This is a genomic window from Pseudomonas sp. SJZ079 (assembly GCF_007993865.1).
Taxonomy (GTDB): Bacteria; Pseudomonadota; Gammaproteobacteria; order Pseudomonadales; family Pseudomonadaceae; genus Aquipseudomonas.
Map to the genome: position 1 here is coordinate 199296 of NZ_VIUH01000002.1, position 12505 is coordinate 211800.

The following is a 12505-nucleotide window of genomic DNA, read 5'->3' on the forward strand; positions in this document are numbered from 1 at the left end:
CCATGCTCCGCGCACTCCTGCTGTCCATTGCCCTGAGCGCCCTGGTTGGCTGCACCAGCAAGCCCATCGAGAACATTCAGCAAACAGTCCCCGGCGCCAGCGTGCGCAGCAGCGCCGACATGCAGCAGGCCATTGTCCGCGCCCTGAACAAGCGTGAGTGGCTGGTGCAACGCGTCAGCCCGATCGACATTCAGGCCGAGATCACCCAGCGCGGTCGCCATCACGCGGAGATCAGCATCCCTTACAGCGCCAGCCAGTTCGCCATCCAATACCGCGACAGCTGGGGCCTCGATCAGCAGGACGGCAAGATCCACCGCAACTACAACCGCTGGGTCGACAACCTGCGCACCGACATCCTTCAGGAACTGCAAGCCCAGAGCCTAGGCCAGCCTTGAGCGCCGCCGTGCCACCCTTTCAGCAACCCCAGGTATCGCCGTGTGCTCCAGTAGTTTCGCGTTGCATCCGCGCTGGTTAGGCAAAGTCCTGGTTTATGCCCTGGCTCTGCTGGCGCTGTCGGCCTGCGGTACCCTGTCGCGCCTGCAGGTCGACCCTACTGACCAGCAGGCGCAGCGCCTGGCCCGTAACGGCGACCTGCAGGCCGAGGTCGACGCCCTGGCCCAGCCGCTGATCGATTCGCGGCATACCCCCGGCATCGTGGTCGGCGTACTCGACGCGGATGGGCAGAAGCACTTCTTCGGTTACGGCGTGACCGACCACCTCACTGGCAGCAAGCCGGACGGCAGTACCTTGTTCGCCGTCGGCTCACTGAGCAAAGGGTTTGTCGGCGACATCGCCGCCCTGCTGGTGCAGGACGGCACGTTGCGCTGGAGCGACACCCTGGAGCAGCTGCTGCCCGCCGGCAGCGCACTCAGTGACGACGCCAAGCGGATCACTCTGCTGCAGCTGGCCACCCACACCTCGGGCCTGCCGCGTCAGCCCATGACGCCACAGACGCTGCGCTACTTCATCGAATACCTGTTCACCGGCAACAGCTTCTACCGGCACTTCGATCGCCGCTACCTGCTCAACTACCTGGCCGACTTCGAACGCCCCGAGCGGCTCGAGCCGCAGTACTCGAACATCGGTTATGGTCTGCTCAGCCATGTACTGGAGTTGCACAGCGGCGAGAAAATCGATGAACTGCTGCAGGCCAGGGTTGCCGTACCGCTCGGCTTGAGCAACACCGACTATCTGGCGCAGCACCTGCCGGGCTACCCCCAGCGGGCGCGTGGCCATGCCGGCGACCAACCCAAGTTCATCCGCCGCGGGCAGCCGGTGCCCGACTGGCAGTTCACCGACATCCTGCATGGCACGGCCGCCCTCTATTCGAATGCCGATGACCTGCTCAGTTACGCGGCGGCGCATCTGTACGGCAGTGCTGATGCCAAGATGGATGCGGCCCTGCAGGACACTTTGCAGGTACGGGTCAAGCGCCAGAAAGAAGCGGCCGCAGTGGCCTGGATTGCCGATGACCTCGGCGCCCAGACCCTCACCTATCAGGTCGGTCTGGTCGCCGGCTACTCCAGCTACCTGGGCCTGGACAGCCGACACAAGACCGCCGTGGTGGTGCTGCAGAACAGCTTCAACTGGGACAACGCCGTCGGCCACACGCTGTTGCTGCGCATGGCCGGCGCGCTGGATATGCAGCGCAACGCCTGCTTGCCGGCTATCGGCCAGCAATAAACAGGGCCGCAGCGGCGACCCTGTTTACCCCAGTGCGCCGGCTCAGGCGTGATAGGCCGCCGACAGTTCGTGCACCGCCTCGAGGAAGGCAGCGGCATGCGCCGGGTCGACCTCCGGGGTAATGCCATGGCCGAGATTGAACACATGGCCGTTACCCTGGCCGTAGCTGGCCAGGATGCGCGCGACTTCGGCGCGGATGGCCGCCGGCTTGGCGTAGAGCACCGTGGGGTCCATGTTGCCTTGCAGGCTGACCTGCTCACCGACGCGCCGACGCGCCTCGCCGATGTCGCAGCTCCAGTCCAGGCCCAGGGCATCGGCGCCGGTGGCGGCCATCGACTCCAGCCACAGGCCGCCGTTCTTGGTGAACAGGATCACCGGCACCTTGCGCCCGTCACGCTCACGGATCAGCCCCGTGACTATCTTCTGCATGTAGGCCAGGGAGCATTCCTGGTAGGCCGCCGACGACAGGTTACCGCCCCAGGTGTCGAAGATCTGCACGGCTTGCGCACCGGCCTCGATCTGCCCATTGAGGTAGCTGATGACCGACTGCGCCAGCTTGTCGAGCAGCAAGTGCATGGCCTGCGGGTTGTCGTAAAGCATGGCCTTGGACTTGCGGAAGTCCTTGGAGGAACCGCCCTCGACCATGTAGGTGGCCAGGGTCCAGGGGCTGCCGGAGAAGCCGATCAGCGGTACCCGGCCATTCAGCTCGCGACGAATGGTGCGCACCGCGTCCATCACGTAACCGAGGTCCTGCTGCGGATCGGGGATCGGCAGCGCCTCGATATCGGCCAGGCTACTGATCACCTTCTTGAAGCGCGGCCCTTCGCCGGTCTCGAAGTACAGGCCCTGGCCCATGGCATGGGGAATGGTGAGGATGTCGGAGAAGAGGATCGCCGCATCCAGCTGTGGATAACGATCCAGCGGCTGCAGGGTCACCTCGCAGGCGAACTCGGGGTTCATCATCAGGCTCATGAAATCACCGGCCTTGGCCCGGCTGGCGCGGTACTCCGGCAGGTAGCGACCGGCCTGACGCATCATCCACACAGGGGTGACGTCGACGGGTTGCTTGAGCAGGGCACGCAGGAAGCGATCGTTCTTCAGGGCGGTCATGGGCAGGGTTCCTGAGAATTCAGTCAGCAAAAAGTGGAGGCATTTTCGCAGAGCGCACAGCAAAAGGCACGGCGAGTGCCGTGCCTTTTATCCATCGCGACGATTTGTCCCAGCTGGCCTCGCTGGGTAGGCTGGCGTAGAGCCTAGCGAAACCCAGGCATAGCGGCAGGTGTCGCTGGGTTTCGCCGAAAAAACGGCTCTACCCAGCCTAGCGTCTCTGAGCGTTACTCGCGAAGGTCAGGGCCGCACCCATTCCCTTCGGGCAACGGCATTTCCCACGTCCATGTGGGTCACAAGGCGCAACGCATTAACAGCCGCAGTAGCTCAGACGCCGAGATAGTCGAGGATGCCTTCGGCGGCGTTGCGCCCCTCGAAGATCGCCGTCACCACCAGGTCGGAACCACGCACCATGTCGCCACCGGCGAAAATCTTCGGGTTGCTGGTCTGGTGCTTGAAAGCGCTCTGCTCCGGTGCAACCACACGGCCCTGGCTGTCGGTCTGGATCTCGAACTGCTCAAACCAGGAGGCCGGGCTCGGGCGGAAGCCAAAGGCGATCAGTACGGCTTCGGCCGGAATGATCTCCTCGGAACCGGGGATCGGCTCGGGAACGCGACGACCGCGGGCATCCGGCTCGCCAAGACGGGTTTCGACTACCTTGACGCCTTCCACCCGGTCCTCGCCGACGATGGCGATGGGCTGACGATTGAACAGGAAGCTGACGCCCTCTTCCTTGGCGTTCTTCACCTCTTTGCGCGAGCCGGGCATGTTCTCTTCGTCGCGACGATAGGCGCAGGTCACCGCCTTGGCGCCCTGACGGATCGAAGTGCGATTGCAGTCCATCGCGGTGTCGCCACCGCCCAATACCACAATCTTCTTGCCGCGCATGTCGATGAAGTCTTCCGGCGCCTTCTCGAAACCGAGGTTGCGATTGACGTTGGCGACCAGGAAATCCAGGGCGTCATACACGCCAGGCAGGTCTTCGCCGGGGAAGCCGCCCTTCATGTAGGTGTAGGTGCCCATGCCCATAAAGACGGCGTCGTACTCATCGAGCAATTGCGCCATGGTCACGTCCTTGCCGATTTCGGTGTTCAGGCGGAACTCGATGCCCATGCCGCTGAAGACTTCGCGACGATGGCTCAATACGCTCTTTTCCAGCTTGAACTCAGGAATACCGAAGGTCAGCAGGCCGCCGATCTCCGGATTCTTGTCGAACACCACCGGGGTCACGCCGCCGCGCACCAGCACGTCGGCACAGCCGAGACCGGCCGGGCCGGCGCCGATCACCGCGACCCGCTTGCCGGTCGGCTTGACCTTGGACATGTCCGGGCGCCAGCCCATGGCGAAGGCGGTGTCGGTGATGTATTTCTCCACCGAGCCGATGGTCACCGCACCGAAACCATCATTGAGGGTACAGGCGCCCTCGCACAGACGATCCTGCGGACACACCCGCCCACAGACTTCCGGCAGGGTATTGGTCTGGTGCGACAGCTCCGCCGCCGCCAGGATGTTGCCTTCGGAGACCAGCTTCAGCCAGTTGGGAATGAAGTTGTGCACCGGGCACTTCCATTCGCAATAGGGGTTGCCGCAGCCCAGGCAGCGGTGTGCCTGGTCGGCCGCTTGTGCGGGCTTGAAGGGTTCGTAGATTTCGACGAACTCCTTCTTGCGTTGACGCAACAGCTTCTTCTTCGGGTCTTTGCGCCCGACCTCGATGAACTGGAAGTCGTTATTAAGACGTTCAGTCATTTCAAAACCTCATCAAACTACTGCAGGCGCGCATTATTGCGGGTTGGCACGGGTGCTGGAGAGCAGCGACTTCAGGCTCGCGGCCTTGGGTTTGACCAACCAGAATTTACGCAGGTAGTCGTCCAGGTTTTCCAGGAGGTTTTGCCCCCATTCGCTGGACGTCTCCTGTACATACTCGGCAAGCACACGCTGCAAGTGGCTGCGATAAGACTCCATGGCCTCGCCGCTGATGCGTTGGATCTCCACCAACTCATGGTTAACCCGGTCAACGAAGCTGTTGTCCTGGTCGAGCACGTAAGCGAAGCCGCCGGTCATGCCCGAGCCAAAGTTGTAGCCGGTCTTGCCCAGCACGCAGACGAAGCCGCCGGTCATGTATTCGCAGCAATGGTCGCCAGTCCCTTCGACCACAGTATGCGCACCGGAGTTACGCACGGCAAAGCGCTCACCGGCGGTACCCGCGGCAAACAGTCTGCCGCCGGTGGCGCCGTACAGGCAGGTGTTGCCGATGATGGCGCTGTCCTGGGTCTTGAACGGGCTGCCGGCTGGCGGCACGATGACCAGCTTGCCACCGGCCATGCCTTTGCCCACATAGTCGTTGGCGTCGCCATCCAGATACAGGTTCAGGCCACCGGCGTTCCACACACCAAAGCTCTGCCCGGCACTGCCCTTGAAGCGGAAGGTGATCGGCGCCTTGGCCATGCCTTTGTTGCCATGCACACGGGCAATTTCGCCGGACACCCGCGCGCCGATGGAGCGGTCGCAGTTGCAAATATCCAGGGCGAATTCGCCACCACTGGCTGCATCGATTGCCGGCTTGGCCAACTCGACCATTTTCTCGGCCAACAGGCCCCGGTCGAACGGCGGGTTCTTCTCGACTTCACAGAACTGCGGCTTGTCGGCCGGAATATGCTCGCTGCCCAGCAGCGGACTGAGATCCAGCTGGTTCTGCTTGGCGGTTTCGCCCGGCAATACTTCGAGCAGATCGGTGCGCCCGATCAACTCGCCGAGGCTACTCACGCCGAGCTTGGCCAGCCACTCGCGGGTCTCTTCGGCGACATAGGTGAAGAAGTTCACCACCATGTCGACCGTACCGATGTAGTGGTCCTTACGCAGTTTTTCATTCTGCGTGGCGACACCGGTGGCGCAGTTGTTCAGGTGACAGATGCGCAGGTATTTGCAGCCTAGGGCGATCATCGGCGCGGTACCGAAACCGAAGCTCTCGGCACCGAGGATGGCGGCCTTGATCACGTCGAGGCCGGTCTTCAAACCACCGTCGGTCTGCACCCGTACCTTGCCGCGCAAATCGTTGCCACGCAGGGTCTGGTGGGTCTCGGCCAGGCCCAGTTCCCACGGCGCACCGGCGTATTTGATCGAACTCAACGGCGAAGCGCCAGTGCCACCGTCGTAACCGGAGATGGTGATCAGGTCGGCATAGGCTTTGGCCACACCGGCGGCGATAGTGCCGACCCCGGCTTCCGAAACCAGCTTGACCGAGACCAGCGCCGCCGGATTGACCTGCTTGAGGTCATAGATCAGCTGCGCCAGATCCTCGATCGAATAGATGTCATGGTGCGGCGGCGGCGAGATCAGGGTCACGCCCGGCACCGCGTAGCGCAGCTTGGCGATCAGACCGTTGACCTTGCCACCCGGCAACTGCCCGCCTTCACCGGGTTTGGCGCCTTGGGCCACCTTGATCTGCAGCACTTCGGCGTTGACCAGGTACTCCGGTGTCACGCCGAAACGGCCGGTCGCCACCTGTTTGATCTTCGAACTGCGCACGGTGCCGTAACGGGCCGGATCTTCACCACCCTCGCCGGAGTTGGAGCGCGCGCCCAGGCGGTTCATCGCCTCGGCAATGGCCTCGTGGGCTTCCGGCGACAAGGCGCCGAGCGAGATACCCGCGGAGTCGAAGCGCTGGAGAATCGCCGCCATCGGCTCGACCTGGTCGAGGCTCAGTGGCTGCTCGGCCAACTTGAGCTTGAGCAGGTCGCGGATCATCGACACCGGGCGGGTGTCGACCAGTGTGCTGTATTCCTTGTACTTCTCGTAGCTGCCCTGCTGTACGGCGGCCTGCAGGGTGCCGACCACATCCGGGTTGTAGGCGTGGTACTCGCCACCGTAAACGAACTTGAGCAGGCCACCTTGCTGAATCGGCTTGCGGTTGTTCCAGGCCTCATTGGCCAGCAGCTTCTGTTCCGCCTCGAGATCGACGAAACGCGCGCCCTTGATCCGGCTCGGTACGCCACGGAAGCTCAGGTCGACCACCTCATCGGACAGACCGATGGCCTCGAACAACTGCGCACCGCGGTAAGAGGCAGCCGTGGAGATGCCCATCTTCGAGAGGATCTTCAACAATCCCTTGGTGATGCCTTTGCGGTAATTCTTGAATACTTCATACAGATCGCCGAGCACTTCGCCGGTCCGGATCAGATCACCCAGCACTTCATACGCCAGGAACGGATAGACCGCCGAGGCGCCAAAACCGAGCAGCACGGCATAGTGATGCGGATCACGCGCAGTAGCCGTCTCGACCAGGATGTTGCAATCGCAGCGCAGGCCTTTTTCCACCAGACGGTGATGCACCGCCCCGACCGCCAAAGCGGCATGCACCGGCAATTTGCCCGGGGCGATGTGACGATCGCTAAGCACCAGCAGCACTTTGCCACCGCGCACGGCTTCTTCGGCCTGATCGGCGATATTGCGCACCGCATTTTCCAGGCCCATCGACTCCTCGTAGTTGAGGTCGATGATCTGCCGCTCGAAGCCAGGTGTTTCGAGGTTCAGCAGGGTCCGCCATTTGGCCGGGGAAATGATCGGCGAGCTGAGGATGACCCGCGTGGCATGCGCCGGCGACTCATCGAAGATATTGCGCTCGGCACCGAGGCAGACCTCGAGCGACATGACAATGGCTTCACGCAGCGGATCGATCGGCGGGTTGGTGACCTGCGCGAACTGCTGGCGGAAGTAGTCATAGGGCGAACGCACGCGCTGTGACAGCACCGCCATCGGCGTGTCGTCACCCATAGAGCCGACAGCTTCCTGGCCCTGTTCGGCCAACGGCCGCAGTACCTGATCACGCTCCTCGAAGGTGACCTGGTACATCTTCATGTATTGCTTGAGCTGATCGGCATCGTAGAACGCCGAACCATGGTCGTTATCTTCCATGGTCGCCTGAATACGCAGAGCATTCTTGCGTAGCCACTGCTTATAGGGGTGCCGCGACTTCAGGCGGTTGTCGATATCATCGGTGCTCAGCACCTGACCGGTTTCGGTATCCACCGCCAGAATCTGCCCAGGTCCGACCCGACCCTTGGCGATCACGTCCTCCGGCTGGTAGCCCCACACGCCGATTTCCGAGGCGAGGGTGATGTAGCCATTGGTGGTGGTCACCCAACGCGCCGGACGCAAACCATTGCGATCGAGCAAGCAGACGGCGTAGCGGCCATCGGTGAGCACCACGCCGGCCGGGCCGTCCCAGGGCTCCATGTGCATGGAGTTGTACTCGTAGAAGGCACGCAGGTCCGCGTCCATGGTGTCGACGTTCTGCCAGGCTGGCGGAACGATCATGCGCACACCGCGGAACAGGTCGATACCACCGGTGACCATCAGTTCGAGCATGTTGTCCATGCTCGATGAGTCGGAACCGACACGGTTGACCAGCGGGCCCAACTCATCCAGGTCCCCGATCAAGTCGTTGGCGAATTTGGTGCGCCGAGCCTGGGCCCAGTTGCGGTTGCCGGTGATGGTGTTGATCTCACCGTTATGCGCAAGAAAGCGGAAGGGCTGCGCCAGCGGCCACTTCGGCAGGGTGTTAGTGGAGAAACGCTGGTGGAATACGCAGATGGCCGTCTGCAGGCGCTCGTCACCCAGGTCGGGGTAGAACTGCTGCAAGTCGGCCGGCATCATCAGACCTTTATAGATGATGGTCTTGTGCGAGAAGCTGCAGATGTAATGCTCACTGTCAGCCGCATTGGTCACCGAAGAGCGGCGACGAGCACTGAACAGCTTGATCGCGAACTCCTGATCGCTGAGATCCTCGCCCTCGATGAACACTTGCTCAATCTGCGGCAGCCGCTCCAAGGCCAGACGACCGAGCACGCTAGTGTCGATCGGAACCTTGCGCCAGCCGACCAGTTTCAAACCGGCAGCCAAAATCTCACGATTCATGTTCTCGCGAGCGGCCTCGGCTTTATCGGCGTCCTGATTAAAGAACACCATGCCGACGGCGTACTGCTTCGCCAGTTCGACCGCAAAATGCTCCTGGGCCACGGCGCGCAGAAAGGCATCAGGCTTCTGGATCAACAAACCACAGCCATCACCGGTCTTGCCATCGGCGTTGATCCCACCGCGGTGGGTCATGCAGGTCAGCGCTTCAATAGCTGTCTGCAGCAGGTGATGGCTTGCCTCGCCCTGCATGTGGGCAATCAGGCCGAAGCCGCAGTTATCCTTGAACTCATCAGGATGGTACAAACCTGCTTTCATAGGGACTCTCACCAGGCAGCCTTTAAACAAGGCAAATTGCTTATAATACAGTTACTTACCATGCGCACAGGGCAAAGCCTCAGCTTTGCGCAGGCAAAAGGGAGGTTATTGTACATATCCGCCTAGGCCGTCACAAATCCTGGCGACGACCTACTGAAATTTTATGTCGCGAAAACGAAGGAATGGACCGACAAGTCGTGCTAAAGACCCGTCGGTCACAGAGTGCGAACACCCCCTACATCATCGGGCCTGAGCGATCTCATGCTTGATGCTGGCAAAGGTCCGCGGCCACGGCTTACCCGCTTGCAGCTTGGCCGGCAAGCCCTTGAGCGCCGCCTGAGCGGCAGCATGGGAGGAGAAGCTGCCATAGGTCACGACGTACAGCGCCTGCCCTTGATGCTGCTTCTTGAAATAGTGGTACTCCGCCCCCTGCTCACGCACAAAGGCTTGCGCACTTCGCTCGGCACGCGCTCCAAAAACTTGCAGGGTATAGCGCGAACCCGCCTGCGCCGCATACCAGTCAGCCGCCAACGTGGCTTTGACCGCCGACTTCACCACCGGTGGTGATTCAGGCTTTGGCGCCTGCACCACGGAGACCGGCACCTCGGCCTTGACCGCAGTAGCAGCAGGAGCAATAGGAGCAATAGGAGCAGGAGCAGGACCAGGAGCAGGTAGCGGACGCTCGTCCACGTGCACATCGGCTGCGCTCTCACGCCCTGTCACATCGGCTTCCTCAGCCCCAGTCAAACCGGCTGCCTGAGCCAATGGCTCGCGAATAACCGGCTGAGCCTCGCCAACCAGCGGTAGCGGTAAAGGCTGGCTGGCACCCGCGAACTCAATGGCAGGAGGATTCGGATCGGCTGCGTCAGAAGCCGAGTCGAGCACTGTAGGCGCAACGTTCTGGTCGAGTGGTAACTGCGCCACAGTCGGCACCACCACCTCAGCACCTGAGCGCCCCTGCATCATCCAGGCAGCAAACACCCCAAGCCCCACAACAGCCAATGCCAGTAAGTGCTTTTTCGGCAGACGGAGTGAAAACCCAGATCGCTTAGCCGCGCCTCGCTGAACCAACATGGTCTCAACCAAGGTCTCGCGCGCCACCTGATTAATCAGCCCAGGCCACGCCTCGGACTGCTCATGAATAGCGGTGAGCTGTTCATCGGTAAATACCTCAAGCCCTCGCCCCGCCCCCTCAAGTCGCTGAGCCAGATATTCGCGCGACTCATCTTCGCCGTAGGGCTGCAGTTCGATGACATGAAAGCACTCCCCGCCTTCAGCCAACGACTCCAGGCGTGGAATCAAACCAGGTTCGGAAAACAGAAACACATGCGCTCGCCCCTCGGCATTGCCCGCTGCCAGCGCCAACAGACTGATCAACGCGGCTTCACTCAACTGCTGCGCATCATCGACCAGCAAATAGACCTCTTGCCCGGTCAGCGCCAACTGCCCGACCTGAGCCAAAATCGCCTGCAGCTCAGGCTGCTGCATCTGCAAGCCTTGCGCCACTTGACGCAACAGCGCACCGGACTCAGCAGCGCCCTGCCCGCTAATAACTACACTCTGCACCGCCTGCTTATTAGTACTGGCCACCAGAGCCTGTCGCAGCAAGGTTTTACCACTCCCTTGCGGGCCACTCACGACCAGCAACAGCTGGCTGTAACGAGCAAGGTGATGCAGTTGCCCGAGCACTGGCTTCCGCTGGGCCGGAAAGAACTTGAAGCCCGGCACCCGCGCCGCGAAAGGATCGTGACTGAATTGATAGTGCTCGAGAAAGGCCTCGTCAGCATGCAAACTGGTCATGGTGCACTCATTAATGTTTTAGCTGATCCACCAGCGCAGCGTAATCTGCACTGAGCGTGGCATTCAAAATTTCGCGTGGGAACTCACTGGTAACCACCGCTTCCCCCAAGCGCCGCAACAACACCAGCCGCAACTGACCATCCAGCACCTTCTTATCGACGGCCATATGCTCGAGGAAATGCTCCGGCGTCATATCTTTTGGTGGCACGACCGGTAAACCCGCAGCCTGAAACAAACGAATAACCCTATCCCTCTCGGCAGTGGTGACCCAACCCATTCGCATCGACATTTCCACTGCCATCACCGTACCTGCCGCCACTGCCTCGCCGTGCAGCCAGACGCCGTAGCCCTGATGCGTCTCAATAGCATGACCGAAGGTATGCCCAAGATTAAGCGTGGCACGCACACCTGACTCCCGTTCATCGGCGCCAACTACTCGCGCCTTGGCCGCACAGGAGCGCTCGACCGCCGCAGTCAATACCGCCTGATCGAGAGCGCGCAATGCGGACATGTTTTCTTCGAGCCAACCGATAAAAGGCTCATCGCAAATCAAGCCATACTTGATCACTTCAGCCAGTCCCGCCGAGAACTCACGGCCAGGCAAAGTGGCCAAGCTTGCGGTATCGATCAATACAGCTTGCGGCTGATAGAAAGCCCCAACCATATTTTTTCCGAGCGGGTGATTGATTCCCGTCTTGCCACCAACCGAAGAGTCAACCTGCGACAGCAAGGTAGTCGGGACTTGAATGAAGTTGACTCCACGCTGATAGCAGGCGGCGGCAAAACCCGCCATATCGCCGACCACCCCTCCGCCTAACGCCACCACAGTGGTGCGCCGATCATGCCGAGCACCGAGCAAACCATCGAAAATTGTCTGCAAGGTTTCCCAATTCTTGAATGCCTCCCCGTCCGGCAAGACAATCGAAGTCACCGCGTACCCAGCAAGCGCCGCTTCGAGCGTACCTAAGTAAAACGGCGCAACCGTTTCATTGGTAACGATAGCGACTTGTCGCCCAGCGATGTGCGGCGCCAACAAATCGGTCCGAGCCAACAAATCGGCACCAATATAAATGGGATAACTGCGCTCACCGAGATCGACGTGAAGAGTTTGCATGGAGCCCCCAGAGTCAAAAGGGACTTAGGATAGCGCAGTTCTGCCTGCGCTTTAACGGGGAGCGAGCACTTCAAGGCGCTCGAGTATTTCCTGCACAACCAAACGAGGCGGGCGCTCATCGGTTTCGACAATAACGTCTGCAATTTCACGGTACAACGGATCGCGAATCGCCAGCAAATCACGGAGCACTTTACCCGGGTCTCCGGCACGCAACAAAGGGCGATTACGATCGCGCGAGGTCCGATCCAACTGCTGTTCAACCGAAGCGTGCAGGTACACGACTCGCCCACCTGACCTCAGGGCCGCACGGTTTTCTGGCCGCATGACAGCACCACCGCCCGTCGCTAGCACCATGCCATCCAAGTCGCACAGCGCGGCAATCACTGCCTGCTCGCGCTCACGAAACCCCTGCTCCCCCTCCACATCGAAGATCCAGGGAATATCGGCCCCGGTACGCTGCTCAATCTCCTTATCGGAGTCTTTGAAAGGCAAGCGTAACTCTTTGGCAAGCAAACGCCCGATGGTGCTTTTACCAGCACCCATCGGGCCAACGAGGATCAAATTGCGCACAGA

At 61.1% G+C, this 12505-nt stretch carries 8 protein-coding genes; 2 read left to right on the forward strand and 6 right to left on the reverse strand.

Going from position 1 to position 12505, the window contains the following annotated elements; translation table 11 throughout:
• Nucleotides 1-2 precede the first annotated feature (2 nt).
• Both FBY03_RS03040 and FBY03_RS03045 read left to right on the forward strand, forming a co-directional pair.
• Nucleotides 3-395: a hypothetical protein gene (locus FBY03_RS03040; protein ID WP_147170722.1), complete on the forward strand. Its 393-nt coding sequence runs from the start codon at nucleotides 3-5 to the stop codon at nucleotides 393-395.
• Nucleotides 396-435: 40 nt separating this feature from the next.
• Nucleotides 436-1683 carry a serine hydrolase gene (locus FBY03_RS03045; RefSeq protein ID WP_218570752.1) on the forward strand — a complete coding sequence of 416 codons (1248 nt, stop codon included), beginning with the start codon at nucleotides 436-438 and terminating at the stop codon, nucleotides 1681-1683.
• 42 nt (nucleotides 1684-1725) lie between these two features.
• On the opposite strand, the gene hemE is transcribed toward FBY03_RS03045, so the two are convergent.
• From hemE to aroK, 6 genes are all read right to left on the reverse strand, one after another.
• The gene (gene hemE / locus FBY03_RS03050; RefSeq protein WP_147170723.1) at nucleotides 1726-2793 is read right to left on the reverse strand and encodes a uroporphyrinogen decarboxylase; all 1068 of its coding nucleotides are present in this window, start codon (nucleotides 2791-2793) and stop codon (nucleotides 1726-1728) included.
• Between the two features lie 324 nt (nucleotides 2794-3117).
• The gene (locus FBY03_RS03055; RefSeq protein ID WP_147170724.1) at nucleotides 3118-4536 is read right to left on the reverse strand and encodes an FAD-dependent oxidoreductase; all 1419 of its coding nucleotides are present in this window, start codon (nucleotides 4534-4536) and stop codon (nucleotides 3118-3120) included.
• Nucleotides 4537-4569: 33 nt separating this feature from the next.
• Nucleotides 4570-9018 (reverse strand): glutamate synthase large subunit, encoded by a 4449-nt coding sequence (gltB, locus tag FBY03_RS03060; protein ID WP_147170725.1) that lies wholly within the window; start codon nucleotides 9016-9018, stop codon nucleotides 4570-4572.
• Between the two features lie 240 nt (nucleotides 9019-9258).
• A complete protein-coding gene (locus FBY03_RS03065) occupies nucleotides 9259-10818 on the reverse strand; it encodes an SPOR domain-containing protein (protein WP_147170726.1) in 1560 nt (519 codons plus the stop codon).
• Between the two features lie 10 nt (nucleotides 10819-10828).
• A complete protein-coding gene (aroB, locus tag FBY03_RS03070; protein ID WP_147170727.1) occupies nucleotides 10829-11932 on the reverse strand; it encodes a 3-dehydroquinate synthase in 1104 nt (367 codons plus the stop codon).
• Between the two features lie 51 nt (nucleotides 11933-11983).
• Nucleotides 11984-12502 (reverse strand): shikimate kinase AroK, encoded by a 519-nt coding sequence (aroK, locus tag FBY03_RS23160; protein WP_147170728.1) that lies wholly within the window; start codon nucleotides 12500-12502, stop codon nucleotides 11984-11986.
• Nucleotides 12503-12505: the final 3 nt, after the last annotated feature.

Bases quoted from the DNA above. Each gene is read 5' to 3' on its own strand.
- hemE (WP_147170723.1), bottom strand. From the start codon at position 2,793: ATGACCGCCCTGAAGAACGATCGCTTCCTGCGTGCCCTGCTCAAGCAA.
- aroB (WP_147170727.1), bottom strand. From the start codon at position 11,932: ATGCAAACTCTTCACGTCGATCTCGGTGAGCGCAGTTATCCCATTTAT.
- FBY03_RS03065 (WP_147170726.1), bottom strand. From the start codon at position 10,818: ATGACCAGTTTGCATGCTGACGAGGCCTTTCTCGAGCACTATCAATTC.
- FBY03_RS03040 (WP_147170722.1), top strand. From the start codon at position 3: ATGCTCCGCGCACTCCTGCTGTCCATTGCCCTGAGCGCCCTGGTTGGC.
- FBY03_RS03055 (WP_147170724.1), bottom strand. From the start codon at position 4,536: ATGACTGAACGTCTTAATAACGACTTCCAGTTCATCGAGGTCGGGCGC.
- gltB (WP_147170725.1), bottom strand. From the start codon at position 9,018: ATGAAAGCAGGTTTGTACCATCCTGATGAGTTCAAGGATAACTGCGGC.